This window comes from Streptomyces coffeae, from assembly GCF_016741875.1.
Lineage (GTDB): Bacteria > Actinomycetota > Actinomycetes > Streptomycetales > Streptomycetaceae > Streptomyces > Streptomyces coffeae.
This window is the reverse complement of the sequence record NZ_JAERRF010000004.1, coordinates 427,499-447,790: the sequence shown is the minus strand read 5'-3', so window position 1 is coordinate 447,790 and position 20,292 is coordinate 427,499. Positions and strand designations below refer to the sequence as shown.

The 20,292-nt window shown below is 73.9% G+C and carries 14 protein-coding genes; 6 read left to right on the top strand and 8 right to left on the bottom strand.

The window, feature by feature from the left end:
* Positions 1-231: 231 nt before the first annotated feature.
* From JK363_RS09100 to JK363_RS09090, 3 genes are read left to right on the top strand one after another with little or no spacing between them, the layout of a single operon-like run.
* On the top strand, positions 232-1,011 hold the full coding sequence (locus JK363_RS09100; protein ID WP_201873615.1) for a LamB/YcsF family protein: 780 nt from the start codon (positions 232-234) through the stop codon (positions 1,009-1,011).
* The gene (gene pxpB, locus JK363_RS09095) at positions 1,008-1,676 is read left to right on the top strand and encodes a 5-oxoprolinase subunit PxpB (RefSeq protein WP_201873613.1); all 669 of its coding nucleotides are present in this window, start codon (positions 1,008-1,010) and stop codon (positions 1,674-1,676) included. The genes JK363_RS09100 and pxpB overlap by 4 nt, the downstream gene beginning before the upstream one ends.
* The gene (locus JK363_RS09090) at positions 1,673-2,566 is read left to right on the top strand and encodes a 5-oxoprolinase subunit C family protein (protein ID WP_201873605.1); all 894 of its coding nucleotides are present in this window, start codon (positions 1,673-1,675) and stop codon (positions 2,564-2,566) included. The genes pxpB and JK363_RS09090 overlap by 4 nt, the downstream gene beginning before the upstream one ends.
* Positions 2,567-2,606: 40 nt before the next feature.
* Here the strand turns inward: JK363_RS09090 and JK363_RS09085 are convergent, their stop codons facing one another.
* The 7 genes from JK363_RS09085 to JK363_RS09060 all read right to left on the bottom strand — a co-directional run bounded on the left by JK363_RS09085 (position 2,607) and on the right by JK363_RS09060 (position 13,273).
* Positions 2,607-2,912 (bottom strand): WhiB family transcriptional regulator, encoded by a 306-nt coding sequence (locus JK363_RS09085; RefSeq protein WP_201873604.1) that lies wholly within the window; start codon positions 2,910-2,912, stop codon positions 2,607-2,609.
* A 271-nt stretch (positions 2,913-3,183) separates the two neighbouring features.
* Positions 3,184-3,318 (bottom strand): hypothetical protein, encoded by a 135-nt coding sequence (locus JK363_RS43720; protein WP_268981014.1) that lies wholly within the window; start codon positions 3,316-3,318, stop codon positions 3,184-3,186.
* On the bottom strand, positions 3,315-6,917 hold the full coding sequence (locus JK363_RS09080; RefSeq protein ID WP_201873603.1) for a hydantoinase B/oxoprolinase family protein: 3,603 nt from the start codon (positions 6,915-6,917) through the stop codon (positions 3,315-3,317). Before JK363_RS09080 ends, JK363_RS43720 begins: the two co-directional genes overlap by 4 nt.
* A complete protein-coding gene (locus JK363_RS09075; RefSeq protein WP_307821657.1) occupies positions 6,914-8,296 on the bottom strand; it encodes a GDSL-type esterase/lipase family protein in 1,383 nt (460 codons plus the stop codon). The genes JK363_RS09080 and JK363_RS09075 overlap by 4 nt, the downstream gene beginning before the upstream one ends.
* Positions 8,297-8,373: 77 nt before the next feature.
* Positions 8,374-9,708 carry a glycosyltransferase gene (locus JK363_RS09070; protein WP_201873602.1) on the bottom strand — a complete coding sequence of 445 codons (1,335 nt, stop codon included), beginning with the start codon at positions 9,706-9,708 and terminating at the stop codon, positions 8,374-8,376.
* A complete protein-coding gene (locus JK363_RS09065) occupies positions 9,705-10,871 on the bottom strand; it encodes a glycosyltransferase family 4 protein (protein ID WP_201873600.1) in 1,167 nt (388 codons plus the stop codon). The genes JK363_RS09070 and JK363_RS09065 overlap by 4 nt, the downstream gene beginning before the upstream one ends.
* Positions 10,872-11,848: 977 nt before the next feature.
* Positions 11,849-13,273 carry a HEAT repeat domain-containing protein gene (locus tag JK363_RS09060; RefSeq protein ID WP_201873599.1) on the bottom strand — a complete coding sequence of 475 codons (1,425 nt, stop codon included), beginning with the start codon at positions 13,271-13,273 and terminating at the stop codon, positions 11,849-11,851.
* 311 nt (positions 13,274-13,584) lie between these two features.
* Here JK363_RS09060 and JK363_RS09055 point away from each other — a divergent pair, with 311 nt between their 5' ends.
* Positions 13,585-15,102, top strand: coding sequence for a PP2C family protein-serine/threonine phosphatase (locus JK363_RS09055; RefSeq protein ID WP_201873598.1), 1,518 nt, complete (start codon positions 13,585-13,587; stop codon positions 15,100-15,102).
* Positions 15,103-15,202: 100 nt separating this feature from the next.
* On the opposite strand, the gene JK363_RS09050 is transcribed toward JK363_RS09055, so the two are convergent.
* The gene (locus JK363_RS09050; RefSeq protein WP_201873594.1) at positions 15,203-16,726 is read right to left on the bottom strand and encodes a DNA-binding protein NsdB; all 1,524 of its coding nucleotides are present in this window, start codon (positions 16,724-16,726) and stop codon (positions 15,203-15,205) included.
* 245 nt (positions 16,727-16,971) lie between these two features.
* Here JK363_RS09050 and JK363_RS09045 point away from each other — a divergent pair, with 245 nt between their 5' ends.
* Positions 16,972-18,075, top strand: a complete 1,104-nt coding sequence (locus tag JK363_RS09045; protein WP_201873592.1) for an aminoglycoside phosphotransferase family protein — start codon at positions 16,972-16,974, stop codon at positions 18,073-18,075.
* A 151-nt stretch (positions 18,076-18,226) separates the two neighbouring features.
* Positions 18,227-20,239 (top strand): N-acetylmuramoyl-L-alanine amidase, encoded by a 2,013-nt coding sequence (locus JK363_RS09040; RefSeq protein ID WP_201873589.1) that lies wholly within the window; start codon positions 18,227-18,229, stop codon positions 20,237-20,239.
* The last annotated feature ends 53 nt before the right edge of the window (positions 20,240-20,292 follow it).

Sequence of the window (20,292 nt, the reverse complement as noted above, 5' to 3'; positions counted from 1 at the left end):
AGCCGACGTTCCGCGCCTTGCGTCCCGTTGGCCCCGTTGTCCCCATTCGCCACTTTTGCTCCTCTTTGCGGCTTCGCGCATTCCGTATCGCGAGAAGTCAAGCCCAGAAACAAGAACGGGACAACAACACTCTTGTCGGATCGTTCAACGATCGCCTACCTTGACGCTCAACCACATCGCCCGCGTACTCTCCCCCACCCGTACGCGATCCGCACGCCCGAACGGACGGATATGACCGCACCCTTGGCGAACTCGTCGATCGATCTCAACGCCGACCTCGGCGAGGGCTTCGGCCGCTGGCAGCTCACCGACGACGAGGCCCTGCTGTCCATCGTCACCAGCGCCAATGTCGCCTGCGGCTTCCACGCGGGAGACCCGTCGACCATGCGCCGGGTGTGCGAGCTGGCGGCCGAGCGCGGTGTCCGCGTCGGGGCCCAGGTCTCCTACCGGGACCTGGCGGGCTTCGGGCGGCGTGCCATGGACGTCCCGCCGCGCGAACTGGCCGATGAGATCGCCTACCAGATCGGCGCGTTGGAGATCTTCGCCCGCGCCGCCGGATCGCGGGTGTCCTACGTCAAACCCCATGGCGCGCTGTACAACCGCTGTGTGCACGACGAGGCGCAGGCCGCCGCCGTCGTCGAGGGCGTACGGCTCGCGGCGGGCGGACCGCTGCCGGTGCTGGGCCTGCCCGGCTCCCGGCTCCACGAGGCGGCCCGCGCGGCCGGACTGCCGGTGGTCGCCGAGGCCTTCGCCGACCGCGCGTACACCGCGGCGGGCACCCTGGTACCGCGGACCGAGCCCGGCGCCGTGGTCTCCGACCCCGGCACGGTGGTCAAACGCGCCCTGGGCTTCGCCCGCGACAACGCCGTCACCTCCGTCGACGGCCGGCGGATCGAGGTGGCGGTGGGCTCCTTGTGCCTCCACGGCGACACCCCCGGCGCCGCCGACCTCGCCCGCCGGGTGCGGAGCGAGCTGACGGCCGCCGGCGTACGCGTGGCGGCGTTCACGTGACCCTCCGGAGCCTGCCCGTCGGCGACCACGGGCTCCTCGTCGAACTCGGCAGCGGCGACGCGGCCGAGGCGCTCCACGCCGAGCTGCTGCGCCGGGTGGCCGACGGACGGCTGCCCGCGGTGCGCGAGATCGTGCCCGCCGCCCGCACCGTGTTCCTCGACGGCCTCGAGAACCCCGGCCACCTCGCCGCCGAGCTGCCCGGCTGGGACATACCGCCCCTCACCCGCGGCGACGGCGCCACCCTCGAGATCCCGGTGGGCTACGACGGCCCGGACCTCGCCGAGGTCGCCGGGCTCTGGGGAGTCACCCCCGAAGAGGCCGTACGCGTCCACAGCGGTACCGAGTTCCGCGTCGCCTTCTGCGGATTCGCGCCGGGCTTCGGCTATCTCACCGGGCTGCCGGAGCGGTTCGCGGTACCGCGCCGCGCCACCCCGCGGACCAAGGTGCCGGTGGGCTCGGTCGCGCTCGCGGGCCCGTACACCGGCGTCTATCCGCGCTCCTCCCCCGGAGGCTGGCAGCTCATCGGCACCACGGACACCGTGCTGTGGGACGCCGCGCGCGAACCGGCGGCACTGCTGACGCCCGGCACCCGCGTCCGCTTCGTCCCGCGGGAGCCCACGGCGGTCCCGCGGGAGCCCACGGCGGGGGAAGGGGGCGGGGCATGACCGACAGCGCCTTCGCGGTGGAACGGGCAGGCGCCCTGACCACCGTCCAGGACCTGGGCCGGACCGGCCACGCCCATCTCGGTGTACCGCGCTCCGGCGCCCTCGACCAGCCCGCCCACCGGCTGGCCAACCGCCTGGTGGGGAACGCCGACGGAGCCGCCACCCTGGAGACCACGCTGACCGGCTGTGCGGTACGGCTGCGCCGCACGGCGACCGTGGCCGTCACCGGCGCGCCGTGCCCGGTCACGGTCGACGGCCGCCCCGCCGCATGGGGCGCGCCCGTGCGGGTACCGGACGGTGCGCTGCTGGAGCTCGGGGCCGCCACCCATGGCGTACGCAGCTATCTGGCGTTCGACGGCGGGGTCGGGGCCGAACCGGTGCTCGGCAGCCGCGCCACCGATGTGCTCTCCGGGCTCGGTCCGGCTCCGCTCGCGGACGGTGCGGTGCTCAGCCTCGGGCCCGCGGGGGAAGCGCCGCCCGGGGTGGACGGGGTGCCCCACCGGGGCGTACCGCGGGAGCTGGTGCTCCCGATGGTGCTCGGCCCGCGCGACGACTGGTTCACCCGCGCGGGGCTGCACACGCTGACCACCGGTGACTTCCGGGTCTCGGCCGCCAGCAACCGGATCGGGCTGCGGACCGAGGGCCCCGCCCTGGAGCGGGCGCGGGACGGTGAACTGCCCAGTGAGGGAATGGCGCTCGGCGCCATCCAGGTGCCGCCCGACGGCCGTCCGGTGCTCTTCCTCGCCGACCATCCGACCACCGGTGGCTACCCGGTCGTGGGGGTCGTCCCGGAGCGGTGCCTCGCCGCCGCGGCGCAGGCCGCGCCGGGCACCCCGGTGCGGTTCACCCCGCTGGGCCGGGTCTCGTGGGGGCGGCCGAACCCGGCGTAACGCACATAGTACACATAACCCCCATGGCCGTCGCGACCGTTCAGCGGGCGGCGCGACGGCCTCCGGCGTGTGCCACGGCCCGCTCCCGGGTCCGCTCGGCGTTCCTGGCCCGGCGCTGTCCCCGGCGGCGCAGTGCCCGGCGCTCCTCCTCACCGGTGCCGCCCCACACCCCGTGGGTCATCCCGGTCTCGAGCGCGTACTCCAGGCACGCCCGGGTCACCGGGCAGTGTCCGCAGACCTGCTTGGCCCGTGCCTCCTGCTGCTGGGCGGCAGGACCGGCGACCCCCACCGGGAAGAACAGCTCGGGATCCTCGTCCGTGCACGCGGCGTTCCGCCACCACTCCATGGCTGCCCCTTTCCGTGATTTCGGTCGTGTGCTGTGCATTCGGTTCCGGCTGCCCGTCCTCGGCCTCGCCGCACACGGTCCGCGGGGCGGGCGCCCGTGGTCACGCGGGCGCATCCGGACGGGTTCGATACGTCTCGGGTTACCGATGCCCGCCACCGCAAACGGTCTTGAACGCGCCATACGTCACAACGGGGGAATCAACCTACTCACGGCTCCCGCTGCCGCAACCCCTCGGTCACGCAGTTCTTCGGGCAATTCTTCGAGCACTACCTCAGTCGCGCAGTTCCGCCGGCAGCCGGACGGCCGGCAGCAGGACCTCCTCGCACGGCCCGAGCACCCCGTCGCGGGCCACCGAGGGGCAGCTGAACGCGTTCGGGTGGTCGACGGTCGCCCCAGGCCGCGTCACTCCGCCGGGGGCCCGTATCCGCCGCCGCCCGGGGTGCGGACGACGAGGATGTCGCCGGTGCCGACGTCCGCGGTATCACGGCCGTCGAGGTGCTCGGCGGAGCCGTCCGCGCGCTCGATCAGATTGGCGCCGAGCCCGCCCGGCTCACCGCCCGCCATCCCGTACGGGGCCACCCTGCGGTGGCCGGTGAGCAGGGCGACGGTCATGGGCTCCAGGAAGCGGATGCGGCGGGTGACGCCGTGGCCGCCGCGCCACCGGCCGCGGCCGCCGCTGCCGGTGCGGATCCCAAAGCTCTCCACCCGCACCGGATAGCGCCACTCCAGCACTTCGGGGTCGGTCAGCCGGGAGTTGGTCATATGGGTCTGCACCGCGTCCGCGCCGTCGAAGCCGTCGCCCGCGCCGGAGCCGCTGGCCACGGTCTCGTAGTACTGGACGCGGTCGTTGCCGAAGGTCACGTTGTTCATCGTGCCCGAGCCCTCCGCCTGCACGCCGAGGGCCGCGTAAAGCGCCCCGGTGACGGCCTGTGAGGTCTCCACATTGCCCGCGACGGTGGCGGCCGGATGGACCGGCGCCAGCATGCAGCCCTCCGGGATCCGGACGTCGAGGGGTTTGAGACAGCCGCTGTTGAGCGGGATGTCCTCGGCCACCAGGGTGCGGAACACATAGAGCACCGCGGCCATCACCACCGAGCTGGGCGCGTTGTCGTTGCCCTGCCGCTGCGGTGAGGTGCCGGTGAAGTCCAGGACGGCGCCCCGGGCCGCGCGGTCCACGGTCACGGTGACCTGGATGACGGCGCCGCCGTCCGTCTCGTAGCGGTACGCACCGTCGCCGAGGGCGGAGACGACCCGGCGTACGGACTCCTCCGCGTTGTCCTGGACGTGGCCCATGTAGGCGTGCACCACGTCCAGACCGAACTGGCCGATCATCCGGCGCAGTTCCTGGATGCCCTTCTCGTTGGCGGCGATCTGGGCGCGCAGATCGGCGAGGTTGGCGTCCGGGGCGCGCGATGGATACGGCCCCCCGGTCAGCAGCTCACGGGTCTCCCGCTCGCGCAGCACACCGTCGCGCACCAGCAGCCAGTTGTCGAAGAGCACCCCCTCCTCCTCGATGGTGCGGCTGAAGGCGGGCATGGAGCCGGGGGTGATCCCACCGATCTCGGCGTGGTGTCCGCGCGAGGCGACGAGGAAGAGCAGACCGGTGCCCGCCTCGTCGAAGACCGGGGTGACCACGGTGACGTCCGGCAGATGGGTGCCGCCGTGGTACGGGTCGTTGATGGCGTACACATCACCCGGCCGCATCGTGTCCCCGTTGCGGCGCAGCACCTCCTTGATGGACTCGCCCATGGAGCCCAGGTGCACCGGGATATGGGGGGCGTTGGCGATGAGATTGCCCTCGGCGTCGAACAGGGCGCAGGAGAAGTCGAGCCGCTCCTTGATGTTGACGGAGTGGGCGGTGTTCTCCAGGCGCAGACCCATCTGTTCGGCGATGGCCATGAAGAGGCTGTTGAACACCTCCAGCATCACCGGATCCACCTCGGTGCCCACGGCCACCGTGCGCGGACGGGGCCGGACCCGGGTGAGCAGCAGATGGCCGCGTTCGCCCACGGCCGCCTGCCAGCCGGGGTCGACCACGGTGGTGGCGTCGTCCTCGGCGATGACCGCGGGTCCGGTGACCCGGTCCGACGGGCGCATCCGGGCGCGTTCGTACAGCGCCGTCCGCTGCCAGGTGCCTCCGGTGAACATCCGCACGGTGGCGACGGGCGCCACCTCGCCCTCCCGGGGCGGCTGTTCCACCGCGTGGCCGCCGGTGGGCCCGGCCGCGCCGGTCGCCTCCACCGACACCGCCTCGGCCACCAGCGGCTTGTCCATGGTGAAGGCGTAGCGGGTGCGGTGGGCGTGGACGAACTCCCCGGCCATCGCGGGGACGGTGTCCAGGGGGACGGGGAGGGTGGAGTCGGTGCCCGCGTAGCGCAGATGGACCCGGGCCTCGGTGGTCACGGTCTCCTCCGGGACCCCGTCGGCGAGCAGTTCGGCGCGGGTCCGCTCGGCGAGCCGGGTACACAGCTCGCGCACCCGGGGCAGCGACTCCTCGGACAGCTCGGCCTCGACGGCGTGTTCCCGCATGGCGGTGGCATCCGCGACCCCGATGCCGTACGCGGAGAGCACACCCGCCAGCGGCGGCACGATCACCGTGCCGATGCCCAGCGCGTCGGCCACCGCGCAGGCGTGCTGACCGCCCGCGCCACCGAAGCTGGTGAGTGCGTAGCGGGTGACGTCGTGGCCGCGCTGTACGGAGATCTTCTTGACCGCGTTGGCCATGTTGAGGACCGCGATGTCCAGGAAGCCCGCGGCCACTTCCTCCGGGCCGCGCCGGTCGCCGGTGGCCTCGGCGATCTCCTCGGCCAGCCGGGCGAACCCCTCGCGGACGGTGTCCGCGTCCAGCGGCTGGTCGGCGTGCGGGCCGAACACCGCCGGGAAGTGGTCCGGCTGCACCCGGCCCAGCATCACATTGGCGTCGGTCACGGTCAGCGGGCCGCCGCGGCGGTAGCAGGCGGGACCGGGGACGGCACCGGCCGAGTCCGGCCCCACCCGGTAGCGCCGTCCGTCGAAGTGCAGCACCGAACCGCCGCCCGCGGCCACGGTGTGGATGTTCATCATGGGCGCCCGCATCCGTACCCCGGCCACCTCGGTGCCGAAGACCCGCTCGAACTCGCCCGCGTAGTGCGACACATCGGTCGAGGTGCCGCCCATGTCGAAGCCGATGACCCGGTCGTGACCGGCCTCCTCGGACGACCGCGCCATCCCCACCACACCGCCCGCTGGCCCGGACAGCACCGCGTCCTTGCCGCGGAAGTGGGCGGCCTCCCGCAGCCCGCCGTTGGACTGCATGAACATCAGCCGGATACCGCGCAGTTCGGTGGCCACGTCCTCGACATAGCGGCGCAGGATCGGCGAGAGATACGCGTCGACCACGGTGGTGTCGCCGCGCGACACCAGCTTCATCAGCGGGCTGACCTCGTGGGAACAGCTGATCTGGGTGAAGCCCAGCTCCCGGGCGGCGGTGGCCAGCGCCTGTTCGTGCGCGGTGTGGCGGTAGCCGTGCAGCAGCACGACGGCGGCGCTGCGGAAGCCGTCGCGGTGCGCGGTGCGCAAGCCCTCGGTGGCGGCGGCGAGGTCGAGCGGCCGTACGACGCCGCCGTGGGCGTCCACCCGCTCGGGGATCTCGATCACCCGGTCGTAGAGCGCCTCGGGCAGGACGATCCGGCGGTCGAACAGCCGCGGCCGGTTCTGGTACGCGATCCGCAGCGCGTCCCGGAACCCCTCGGTGACCACGAGGACCGTCGGCTCGCCCGTGCGCTCCAGCAGGGCGTTGGTGGCGACCGTGGTGCCCATCTTGACGACGGCGATCCGGTCGGCCGGGACCGGCTCCCCGGCCGTGAGCCCGAGGGTCTGCCGGATTCCGACGACGGCGGCGTCCTGGTGGCGCTCGGGGTGGTGGGACAGGAGTTTGCGGGTGACCAGACGGCCGTCGGGGCGTTTGCCGACGACGTCCGTGAAGGTCCCGCCACGGTCGATCCAGAACTCCCAGCGACCCGTCATCCTGCCATTGTCGCAGCGTGGGGTGGGGTGGGGCGGGGTTTGCCGGGCGGCGGTGCGGTGCCGGGTGCGGTGCTGGACGCGGTGCCGGGCGCGGAGACGGGTGCGGTGCTGGACGCGGTGCCGGGTGCGGAGACGGGTGCGGTGCTGGACGCGGTGCTTTCGGCGTTGTGGCGCGGTTCGCCGCCCAGGGCGGCGAGCGCGGCGAGGGCCGCCTGTTCGTCCCGGCTTTCGAGGAGGTGTTCGGTGCCCATCAGCCGATGCCGCCACTCCAGCGCCGCGAGGGCGAGCAGTCCGGGCAGCAGATCGGTGCAGCGGTCCGCGACCCAGCGGGTGCCGCGGGTCGCCAACCACCACGCGGCCGCGGCGGCCGAGGGGGTGGGGCCGTCGAGGACGAGCGACGGCCGCTCGCCCATGGCGATGCCGCGGGTGGTGAGCGCGGTGTGGAACTCCCGGGCCAGCAGCCGGTGGCCGAGTTCGCTGGGGTGCAGCCGGTCCACGCTCCACGCCCGCCGGTCCGCCACCCAGGAGTGCTCGCCCAGCTCCACATGGATCGTCTCGTACCGCGCGGACAGGGCACGGACCACCGTGTTCACGGCGCCCATCCGGCGCCCCAGCGGACGGGCGAGCGCGGACGGCAGCCCGAGCATCCGCCCCGGGTCGGGCAGACAGGCGGTGAGCACCACGGCGCCGTCCGCGCGGAGGGCGCCGATCGTGTGGTCGAGGGCCTGGGCGACGCGGTGGATGTCGAAGGAGTCGCGCAGTGTGTCATTGCCGCCGACCACGACGGACGCCAGATGCGGACGGGCCCGGCGGGCGGCGGGCAGCTGCTCCTCGGCGACATCGGCGGCCAGCGCGCCACTGCGGGACACATTGACCAGCTCCACCTCCGCCCCGCCCCGCGGCCCGGCCGCCTCCGCCAGCAACGCGGCCCACCCGCGCCACCCGCCCCCGGCCGCCGGATCCCCGAGCCCCTCGCTCAGCGAATCTCCGAGCGCGGCGAACCGCACGGGCCCGCGGGCGGTGTCCCCCGCGGCGACGGCCGAGGATCCGGCACCCGGCGCGCACGCGGCACCCGCAAGGCGCCCGGACCTCGCGGTGTGCGGCGTCGCGGCGGGCTCGGCGGCCGGGGAGAATCCGGCGCCGGGGCTGAGGGCCGGAGATGGGGCGAGGGGCGGCAGGGGGCACAGGGCAGGGGCGGTCCCGGGCTCGGCGGCCCAGGAGGATGTGGCACCCGGAACGAGAGCCGCGGACGGGGCGGCGGGCGGCAGGGTGCGCAGGGCTGTGCCCGTTTCGGGTTCACCGTCCGGGAGGGGCTCGGGCCCCGGAGCCGGTGTTCGCGTGGGGGCGGATGCGGGCTCCGGCGGATCCGCGACGGTCACGGGCGCGGGCTCCGTCGGCTCCGTCGACCGTCCGGCGTCCGGCCGCCGCCCCTCCCCCGCCATGGCGCGGGACGCGCTCACCGCACACCGCCCATGGCCTCGTGGGCGGGCCGGTTGGCCGTGGGGCAGTGCGCCACCGGGCCGTACCCGGGCCGGGGCGCGGCCGGGTCCGGGGCGCCGTCGCACGCGACACCGTCGGATACCTCGTGGTGCGCCGGAACGCCGACCGCCGGCTCGCCCTCCCCCACCGGGGCGGCGTCGAGCGGCGCGTCGTGGGCGGCCAGGAAGGAGGCGACCGCGGCGGGCCAGCCGTAACGCTCCGCCCGGGCCCGCGCCGTGGCGCGGCGCAGCGGCTCCGAGCGGTCCAGGATCCGTTCCACCGCGTCCGCGAAGGCCGGTCCGCTGTCGGCCGCCGTCACACCCGCCGCTCCGACGATGGCTGGGAGCGCGGAGAGCTCACTGACCACCACGGGCGAACCGCATGCCAGCGCCTCCAGCGCGGCCAGTCCGAAGGTCTCCGCCGGGCCCGGCGCCAGGACGACGTCCGCGCTGGCCTGGAGCGCGGCGAGGTCGGCACGGTCCGCGACATGGCCGAGGAAGGACGCCGGAAGCCCTTCGGTACGGGCACGGGCCTCCAGCCGTCCACGGAGCGGGCCGTCGCCCGCGACCACAAGCGCCGCCGGGATCCCGCGCCGCCGGAGTTCGGCGAGTGCGTCGAGGGCGCGGCCCGGGCGCTTCTCCGGTGACAGGCGTGAGGCCAGCAGAAGCAGCACCGCGGCATCGCCCCGGTGGCGGTCGCGCAGCCGTGCGTCATGGTGGGCGGGGTGGAAGTGCTCCAGGTCAACGCCCAAGGGGGCGCGTACGACATTCCGCGCGCCGATCCGTACAAACTCGCGCGCCGCCCACTCCGTCGTACACACGATCCGCGCATACGCCCGTGCGGTCCGCCGGTTGAGCCGGTCGGCGGCGCCCTGGGCGAACGCCTCCGGCACACCCCAGGTGCGCAGCACGGCGTCCGCGCTCTCGTGGGAGACCATCACGGCGGGAACGCGGGCGCGCCGCGCCCACTCCCCCGTCCAGCGCAGCGTGGTGCGGTCGGAGACCTCCAGCCGGTCGGGAGCGAGCGACTCCAGCAGGGCGCTCAGCCGACGCCGGTCGGTGAGGACGCGATAGCCGCCGGTGCCGGGGACGCACGGCCCGGGGAGGGTGATCACCCGTCCCTGGCGGGTGTCTTCGTCGGAGGCGCGCTCGCCCGGCACCACCAGCACCGGTTCATGACCGGCTGCCCGGTAGCCCGCGCCCAGCTCGCGCAGCGCGGTGCGGAGGCCGCCGGAGGCGGGGGTGACGAAGTTGGCGAGCCGGACGATACGCAGCGGGTGCTGGGTCCGGGGCTGGATCTGGTCGCCGGTCATGCCGCCACCGCCGTACGGGTCATCAGCACGTCGGCGTAGTGGTCGACCAGCTGGTCGACGACGGCTCCCCAGGTGCGGCCCTCGACCGCGTCCCGGGCGGCACGTCCGAGCGACGCGCGCAGCCGGGCGTCGGCCGCCAGCAGCGAGACGGCGTCCCGCACCTCGGTGGAGTCGCCGGGCGGCACCAGCAGTCCGGTCCGTCCGTGGTCGACGAGGTCGAGCGGGCCGCCCGCGGCGGGCGCGACCACCGCGACACCGCTGGCCTGCGCCTCCTGCACGGTCTGGCAGAAGGTCTCCTGCGGTCCGGTGTGGGCGAAGACGTCCAGCGACGCGAAGATGCGGGCCAGTTCCTCGCCGGTGCGGCGGCCGAGGAAGCGGGCCTGGGGCATCGCCGCCCGCAGCGCGGGCTCGCTCGGCCCGTCCCCGACCACGACCACCCGCACACCGGGGAGGGAGCAGAGCGGGGCGAGCAGTTCGACGTTCTTCTCCGGGGCGAGACGGCCGATGTAGCCGACGATCAGCTCGCCGCCGGGCGCGAGGGCACGGCGCAGCTCGGGGTCGCGGCGGGACGGGTGGAACCGCTCGGTGTCCACCCCGCGCGGCCACAGCCGGATCCGCGGCACCCCGTGCTCCTCGAGGTCGCGGGCGGCGGCGGTGGAGGGAGCGAGGGTCCGGTCGGCCGCGGTGTGCACGGCCCGGATCCGCCGCCAGGCCGCGTTCTCCCCCGCGCCGAGGTAGGTACGGGCGTAGCCGCCCAGATCGGTCTGGTAGACGGCGACGGCAGGTATCCGCAGCCGCAGCGCGGCCGTCATCCCCCGCGCCCCGAGCACGAAGGGGCTGGCGAGGTGGACGAGGTCACTGCCGTGGGAGGTGATCGCGGTGGCGAGGCGGCGGCTGGGGAGCGCGACGCGCACCTGCGGATAGCCGGGCAGCGGGAGGGACGGAATACGGACGACGGGGTACGGATGCGACCGGTCGAGCTCCCCCTGGCTCTCCGGTGGCTCGTCACCGGAGACGGCGGGTTGCCCTCCGGGCGGACCGGCGGGGGCGATGACCATCGGCTCGTGACCGAGCCGGTGGAGGTGGTCGGCGGTCTGGAGCGTGCAATGAGCGACGCCGTTGATGTCGGGCGGGAAGGATTCAGTGACGATGGCGACTCGCATACCGGTGTTGTCGGCGTACGAAGGGTGGCCCCGGCATCGAGCACGTTTCGTGCCGTGGAACGTCCCATGAGCGTTGGCCCTCACGGCCCGCGGAAGGGGTGGGTGGCCCCGGTCATGGCCCGCCATCACCGGACGAACCCACCCGAAGCCGAGCCGCGCGGTGCGCGGTTTTCCTCGGCGGGGCAGGTGACATGTGCGACTCGCGAGGGCACGCATGGTGACGACGCGAGGAAAGACGCACGGCCCGCCGACGAGGTTGCCTGCCCCGGCCCGACACACGTCCGGGCCGGAGGGCCCACCGGGATCGCGCCGGGTGGCGTCGGCGCCATGCGCCGGAAGGCGGCGTCCGGATTGCCGTGGGCGGCCACCGGCGCCCCGTCGCCGCGCCGCGGCGCGGGCGACCGAGCGGACCGGGCCCGGCGCGGACTGCGGCCAACCCGCCGGAACTCCGCGCAGACGCCGACCCCGCCCACCGGGTTGCCTGCCCCGGCCGGGCTCACGTCCCGCCGGAGGGCAACGCTGGGGTCGCGGCGGGTGACTACAGGCACCCCGCCCGCCCCGACGCACCAGCACGCTAACCCTCCCGCCAGGGCCACCGGACACGTCAGAGCCCGGGACGGCAGCGGCACGGTGGCTCCGAGACCACCCAGGCGACTCCGCCCGGCGGGGCCTGTCGGGGTCGGGCCGCGGCGCAACGGGCGAATGCCGCCTGGGGCGAGGTGGCCTTGGGCCATGCCAGACCCCCCGACTCACACGACGAGCTCGGTCGCGGACAGCGGCGCCGACGACAGCGAGGTGACTCGCCCGTGCCGCACACGGATCGCGACCCCACGCGACCCCAACGGATGACGGGCACCGCGGCGAGGCCCGTGCCGGACGGTGTCGGACCCGACCGCCGGACGGACAGGCCGCAAGCGTCGCGGGCGCCGACGACGGCGGGCGAGGTGGACCCGGGGCAGGCGGACGCCGGGCGTCGGTCAGACGCCGGCCGCGTCGGGGCCGATGCGGCTGCGGACGGCGGTTTGCACGTCCGCCTCCTCCGCGGGGTCGGTGGCCAGGCGGCGGAGCTGCTCCACGACGCGGGCGTCGGCGGTGGCGGCGTGGTGGGCGGCTACTTCGCGGGTGCTCTCCTCGCAGTCCCAGAGGCACTCGACGGCGAATCCCGCGGCGAATGACGGATCGGTGGCGGCGAGGGCTCGGGCGGCGCGGCCGCGGAGGTGGGACGAGGCGGTTTCGCGGTAGATATGGCGCAGGACGGGCGCGGCACAGGTGATCGCCAGGCGTCCGGCGCCGTCGACGAGGGTCCACAGGGCCTGGGCGTCGGGGCCGTCGCCACGGACCGTGCGGCGGAGGGCGGAGAGGACGAGGGGGGCGTCGTACTGGCCGCCGCGGCAGGCGAGCATCGCGGCGGCGGCGTCGCCGAGGGCGTCGGGGCGGTGGGCCCAGACGCGGGCGTGGTCGAGGGCGGTGATGCTGCGCATCCGCTCGAAGGCGGAGAGGGCCGCCTGGGAGACCAGTTCGGTGGCGTCCGGCTCGGTCACGGCGAGTTCGATCAGGTCCAGCACCTCGGGATCGCCGGTCTCCGCGAGGTGCCGCAGGGCCGCCGCGCGGGCCGCGTCCGGGGCGGAGGCGGCGGCGGCGAGCAGCTCGGGCCGGTCCTCGGGGCCGGCGACGGCGATGAGGATACGGGCCGCCGCGTCCGGGGTACGGGCGCTCGGCCGCAGGTCGTGCTCCTGCTGGGCCCAGCGGAGGACGTCGTGGACGCTCCAGCCGGGGCGCGGGCCCGTGGGCCGCAGCTGGCGCTGCCAGCGGTCGAAGGAGCCCCGCTCCTGCGCGGCGCGCACCCGCTGTCCGTACCGCGGGTCGTCGGCCCACAGCCGCCAGGGCCGGGGTTCATAGGCGCCGCGCATGGCGGCGGCCAGTTCGGCGTCGCCGTCGGGGCCCTCGGGGAAGCGGGCGAGGATCGCGGGGGCGAGGGCGCGCAGCCCGGTGTCGTCGTCGCGCAGGGCCAGCTCGTCCAGGGCCCATTCCCAGTTGGACCCGGCCGCGGCGTAGCGGCGCAGCAGCCGCAGGGCGTCGAGCCGGTCGTAGGAGGCGAGGTGGCCGAGGACGGCCAGGGCCAGCCCGGTGCGCTGCTCGTCGGTGTCGAGCAGGTCATCGGGGTGGAAGAGATGCTGTTCGATCGCGTCGAGGCCGGCGTCGAGGTCGAGACAGAGCCGGGCGTAGTAGAGGGAGCGGTTCTCGACCTGCCAGTCACGGCGGGGGTCGCGCAGCACGCAGTGGTGCAGTGCCGCGAGCGCCTCGGCCCGCGGCGCCGCGAGGGCGTGCAGGGTCCCGTCGCCGCGGCCTCTCTGGAGGAGGCCGAGCAGGGTGCCGCTGGGCGCTATGTCTGGATCGAACATGAGGTCAGCATCCGGTGCGGGAGGTTCGCTGGCAACGGGATTTCCGTCGTCCGGCATTCTTGCCGGAGTCCGGGTGCGGTATGCCTGCTGGACGCCCGGACTGTAGGGATTCCCTGAGCGTCGCAGCCTACCGGAACCAATTCTTCCGGCGGATGCGGGCGAAATGTCCCAGGACAGCCGCTGGCATATGCCAGAAGCACCACCGGATCGGGTATTGCCAAACCGGTTACGGGATGTCGCAGCCTGTGCAACAGTCGTAACCGGTCCAGCCCCATGAATCCGGCCGCGCCGCGCCCGTATCGGAGAACGTCATGCCGCCCCCCCGCTCCGCGGACCAGCCCGCAGTCCAGCCGCCCCGGCGCGGCACGGTCGACGCCCTCATCTCGCAGACCGAGCGGCTCCGTGGCCGGGTCGACGCCGTCCGCAGAGACACCTCGGTCGATCTGGACGGGGACCACGACCCGCAGCTGCGCTGGCAGCGCGCGCTGTGCGATCTCGCCGTCCACCATCTGGACGACCTCGGCCAGCATCTGGGCCAGCTGCGCGAGGGGCTGCCCGCGGACCAGCCGGAGCGGCCCGGGGCGCGGACCGTACCCGGGCCCCGCACCGAGGAAAGCGGCACCGGGGCCGCGGGCGAGGCCGCCGCGGAGCCGGGCGGCACCTCCGCCGCGCGCGGTTCGCTGCTCAGCCGGGTCGGCAGCGCGGAGTGGAATCTGCTCACCGACGAGGTGATCTGGTCCGAGGAGCTGTGCCGGATCTTCGGCCGCACCCCCGAGGACGGCGGACTCACCCTTGACGAGCTGCCCTCCTGGGTCTTCTCCGAGGACCAGCAGGCACTGACCGCGATGGTCACGGACTGTCTGGTGGACGGAAAGCCGATCGACGGGGAGTTCCGCGTGGTGCGCGCGGACGGCGCGGTCCGCACCATCCATATGGCGGGCGAGCCCGTCTTCGACGCCGACGGCAGCACCGCGTCCATGTGGGCCGTGCTCCGGGACGTCAGCGAGCTGCGCCGCAGCCAGCGGGCGGTGCGCGAGACCCAGGACTCGCTCCAGCGCCAGCGGTACGCGGCCCGCACCGAGCACCGGCTGGCGGTCGAGCTCCAGGAGGCCGTGCTGCCGCCCTGGCGCGGTTCGCTGCGCCTCCCGGACAGCACCGCCCCGGGGGCACCGGCCCAGGATCCCGGCCTCGACGGCCTCGACCTGGCCGCGCACTACCTCCCCTCCGAGACCAGCGCGCGGATCGGCGGCGACTGGTACGACGCGCTCGAGCTGCCGGACGGCCGGACCCTGCTGAGCGTCGGCGACCTCACCGGCCATGGGGTCGCCGCGACCTCGGGGATGGCGATGCTGCTCGGCGCCGTCCGCGGCATGGCGGTCGCCGGGATCGAGCCGGGACCGCTCATGGGGCGGCTCAACCAGCTGCTCGGGGTCTCCTCGCAGCCCGCGCTGGGCAGTGCCGTCTGCGGCCGGTACGACCCGCGCACCCGCACCCTGGTGTGGGCGCAGGCCGCGCACCCCGCCCCGCTGCTCTTCCGCGGCGGGAGGGGGCGCGCGCTGACGCCGCCGGGCGGAGTGCTGCTCGGCGCCACCACCGGAGCCGCGTACACCCAGGCCGAAGAACGGCTGGAGCCCGGCGACCTCCTGCTGCTGCACACCGGCGGCCTCGCCCAGGACGCCGAGGACGCCACCGAGCGGCTGCTCACCCTCGCGCCACGGTTCGCCGCCGCCCGTGGCGCACAGGACTGCGTACGGACGGTCGTTGAGGCGTTCGGTGACGAGCGCCGTGAGGGCGACGCCTGTGTACTGATCGCCAAAGTCGGCTCCTAACGATCAGACACTCCACCGGCACTCCACCAGCACTCCACCTCTGCTCAACTCCGCGCGACGGGAACGGCGTTGATCCTCAGAGCCAGTGGGGCGGCGGTTGCTAGACCGCCGCGCTCCTGGCCGTGTCGCCCGCCCCTTTCACTCCAGGACCCGCCCCCTTCGCTCCCTTGGTGGCGGTGCTCTTGGGCAGCGCCTGCTGGATCTCCTCCCGCAGCTCCCGGATCGGCCGGGAGGACGCGTACCGGGCGGTGAGCCCGTACATCTCGCGCAGCCGGTCCCAGGTGCGGTGGGAGGAGTTCTGCTCGATGGTGTCCAGCGCCTGTCGTGCGTGGCGGTCGCCCTGTGCCGGGTCGTCACCGATGAAGCAGGCCGAGGCGATGGAGATGTGATCGAAGATCTGCGACCGCTGACGGCCGCCCTCCCGCATCCGCAGCGCCTCCTTGGCGTGGCGTTGGGAGAGCGAGGCGACCGAGGGGTCGTGCTCGGCGAGGGTGCGGTAGATCAGCCCCTGCATCCCGTGCATATCCGCCTCGTTGAACAGCTGCATCCAGCTCGGCGACGGTCCGCGGTCCCGGTCCGAGACAAACAGCTCCTCCGCCTCGCCCAGGGTGCGGCGCACCGCCTGGCCGTGCCCCATCGACGCCTGTGCCCACGCCTCGATGGTGCAGAACATGGCGCGGGTACGGGGCAACGCCTCGTCGCCCGCACCGGACTTGGCCAGCTGCATCAGCTCCAGGGCGTCCTGCGGGCGGCCGATGTGCACCATCTGGCGGGCGGCCCGGGACAGCGCCTCACTGGCGCGCGGGCGGTCGCCGCCCTCCCGGGCCGCGTGCGCCGCCATCACGAAGTACTTCTGGGCGGTGGGTTCGAGGCCCACATCATGGGACATCCAGCCGGCCAGCACGGCCAGATTGGCCGCCACCCCCCACAGCCTGCGCTGGAGGTGCTCGGGGTGGTGGTGATAGGCGAGCATGCCGCCCACCTCGTTGAGCTGGCCCACCACGGCCTTGCGCTGGAGTCCGCCGCCACGCGCCGCGTCCCAGGCGCGGAAGACCTCCACCGAGGTCTCCAGCGCGTCGATCTCCTGGGAGCCCACGGGGGCGGCTTCATAACGGTCGAAGCCCGCCGGCTCGGCGGACAGGGGCTGGTCGGTACGGGGGGCGTCGGAGGCGAGGGTGGGGTCGGAGAGCAGCCAGTCGCTCATGGCACCTGTGATGGCGGATCCCGCGGCGAGCGCGGCGCCCGCACCCACCAAGCCGCGTCGGTTGAACATAAGGTCCATTCCCGTGAATTCGGTGAGGACCGCGGCCGTGGACTCGGGGGGCCAGAACAGCCCATCGGCGGACTGCCCCTTTCCCGCGCGCCCCCCTCGTCCGAACCCGAGGTCCTCGATGGTCACGACACGACCGAGACGCTCGGTGAACAGGGCCGCCAGCACCTTGGGCACGGGATCGCGCGGCGTCTCGCCGGTGTCGATCCAACGCCGCACCCGCGAAGTGTCGGTCGCCAGCTGCGGATGGCCCATGGCCGCCGCCCGCCGGTTCACGAGCCTCGCGAGCTCGCCCTTGGACCAGCCGGCGAGGCCGAACAGGTCCGCAAGACGGGTGTTGGGTTCCCTCGTCACGTCAAGCCCCCAGGTTCCTCGGCTGGCTCGACAGTAACGGTCCCGTCACGGGCCGTGCGACTATTCGCCAGGGTTCGCCAGGGTCCGCCAGATGGTGTGCCACCTGCGCGCGGGTGTGGTGTAGAAGCGCGTTACCCGGCCCGGTGGCGGCTCGAGCGAAATCGACCGCATTCCCCAGGGTGCGGCCCCGTCACGGGGCCGGGAGCGTACGCATTCGTCGGCACACGAAGGGATCTGTCTCGCCCATGTACGCAGCATCGTCCTCCGTGTCCGTCCCACCCCGGCCGTACCGGCGGCAGCTGCCCGGCACTGGGCCGTACCTCGATCCCTCCCACAGCGGCCGCGCCCGGCGGACCGCCGCCCTCGGCCACGTGCCGCCCCGCGGGAGACTCGACGTGTCCGGTCCTCAGGGTGCGCAGCTGCGCACCGCGATCGCATCGGTCCATCGCATCTGTCCGGAGTTCAATCCGGTGCAGGTGCTGCGGCGCAGCGGACGGAGCGTGCTCCTGGTGGGCACCACCGGCCGCACCACCGCGGTCGCCAAGTGCCTGCTGGACCACTCCCCGGCGTGGGCCGAGCGGTTCCGCCGGGAGATAGCGATGTACCGGGCGTTCGTGCGCCAGCGGCCGCCCGTACGGGTGCCCCGGCTGATCGCCGCCGACCCGGACAACTGCGCACTGGTCATCGAGCGGATGCCCGGCCGCGTCGCCGCCTCGCAGCGCCACCCCATGGAGCCGCCGCAGCGCACCGACATCCGGGCCGCGCTGAGCGCCATCTGCCGGATCAACCAATGGCGGCCGCCCGCGGACCTGTTCGACGCCCCGCTCGACTACGCGGCCCGACTGTCGCGCTACCACGAGCTGGGGCTGCTGACCGACCGGGACATGGGCGACCTCCAGAAGCTGCTGCTGGGTCTTTCGCACGCCCCCGGGCGGCAGGCGCAGGGACAGTTCTGCCACGGTGACGCCCTGTTGAACAACGTCCTGCTGTCCCCCTCGGGCGCGGTGCTGCTCGACTGGGACCACGCGGGCTGGTATCTGCCCGGATATGACCTGGCCACACTGTGGACGGTGCTGGGCGACGCCCCGGTGGCCCGACGGCAGATCAGCCAGCTGGCGCAGGCGGCGGGCCCGGCCGCGCGGGACTCCTTCCTGGTGAATCTGATGCTGGTGCTGACCCGGGAGATCCGCCAGTACGAGACCGCCGTGCAGCGCACCATGCACGACCCCACCCCCGTGGCGCCGGGCGCGATCCCGGCGGGCGAGGAGCAGCGGTTGCTGCTGCGCCGGCTGCACGACGACTGTGCGCTGGCCCGGCGAGCGGTACGAGCCGCGGTCGGTACGCGGTGAGCCAACGGCGCGTCACCGGTCTGGACCGGTGACGCGCCGCAGGCGGCTGACGTGCGAACACCCGTCTGGGCGCATCTGATTGACGGATGGCCTGGCAGCGGATACCTCTGAGTGGCCCGGCTCGTGCTCGGCCCGCCTTGAGGAGGCTGCCATGCCAGGATCCGCACAGGACAGCGCCCACGACTCGAACAGACCGGCATCCGGCCCCAGCCGGCGAACCACCGTGCGGGCCGCGGGTGCCGCGGCGTCCGCCACCTTTCTGCTTCCCCTCGTCTCCGCGACCCCGGCCGCCCATGCCGATCAGCCGCGGCCGAGTGGCGGCGACAGCCTTCAGCGGGCCTTCGCGGCGGCAGCCGATGAGCACGGCGTTCCGCTGAGTGTGCTGCTGGGTGTGGCGTATCTCCAGTCGCGTTGGGACGGCCACGGCGGGGCGCCCAGTGTCACCGGTGGCTACGGCCCGATGCATCTCACCGACGCGCACACCGCGCTGGCCCGTACCCCGCACCACAGTGAGGGCACCGAGGACGCGCGCGGTGATCTCGCCCGTCCGTTGGGGGTCCCCCGCATCACGGTGCCCGAGCCGCGCCAACTCCCGGCGCGGCTGCGTACGGTGAGCCGGGCGGCGAAGCTGACCGGCTTGTCCGCGGAGGCCCTGCGCAGCGACATCACGGCCAATGTGCGAGGTGGGGCCGCCCTGTTGGCCGCCGAGCAGAGACGGCTGGGACTGCCGCTGAGCGAGGACCCGGCCGACTGGTACGCGGCGGTGGCGGCGTACCCGGGCGCGGACCACACCGCGGCGGCGGCCGCCTTCGCCGACGAGGTGTACGAGGTGATCCGCGGCGGTGCGGCGCGGACGACCGGCGACGGCGAGCGGATGGCACTCGACGCGCACCCCGAAGTCGCCCCCGCCAGACGGCAGTTGCGCACGCTCGGGCTTCCGTCGCCCGCGCGCGATCCGCAGGTCGAGGCGCCCAAGAACGTGTCCTGCGAGTGGATCCCGGCGCCGTACGAGCAGTTCGGGGACAACGACTACGGCAACCACGACCTGGGCAACCGCCCCGAGTCCCAGCGCATCGACTACATCGTCATCCATGACACCGAGGGCCCCTGGGACACCACCATCAAGCTGGTCCAGGACCCCACCTATGTCTCCTGGCAGTACACCCTGCGCTCCTCCGACGGCCATATCGCCCAGCATGTGCCGCTCAAGGACGTCGCCTGGCACGCGGGCAACTGGTACGTCAACGCCAAGTCGATCGGGCTGGAGCACGAGGGCTTCCTGACCGCGCCCGACGCCTGGTACACGGAGGCGATGTACCGCGCGTCGGCCCGTCTGGTGCGCTATCTGGCGCGACGGTTCGACATCCCGCTGGACCGCCAGCACATCCTGGGCCATGACAACGTCCCGGGGACCACCACCGCCACCATCAGGGGCATGCACACCGACCCGGGCCCCTACTGGGACTGGGCCCACTACTTCACCCTGCTCGGCGCGCCCTTCCGGCGCACCGCGGGTGCCTGGGGCGGACTGGTGACCATCCGCCCGGACTACGACACCCACCAACCGGTGTACACCGGCTGCGACAAGCCGGGGCAGCCCTGTGCCCCGCACGGTTCCTCCGCGGTGCGGCTGCACACCGCGCCCAGCGATGACGCACCGCTGGTCAAGGACATCGGGCTGCGTCCGGACGGCTCCGACTCCACAACGGGGGTCAATGACACCGGCGCCCGCGCCACCACCGGCCAGCAGTTCGCGGTCGCCGGGCGGGAGGGCGACTGGACGGCGATCTGGTACCTGGGCGGGCAAGCGTGGTTCCACAACCCCAAGCGACAGCCCACCGCGGTGCACGCCAAGGGTCTGGTGGTCACGCCCAGGGCGGGGGCCACGGAGGTTCCGGTGTACGGCCGGGCCTATCCGGAGCAGGAGGCGTATCCGGAGGGGGTGCCGGTGCAGGCGGTTTCCCCGCTGCCGTACAAGCTGCTCGCCGGGCAGTCGTATCCGCTGGGGCTCAGGACACCGGGCGAGTATCTGTGGGCGACCACCTTCGATCCGGCGAGCCACCAGGTGGTGCGCGGCCAGGACGTCTACTACCAGATCCAGTTCGGGCACCGGGTGGCGTTCGTCCGCGCCGCCGATGTCACGGTCCGCCGATCCGGGAAGTGAGACCGACGGGGCGTCAGACGCGGTCGGCGCCCCGTGCCGGGCCTGCCGGGTCT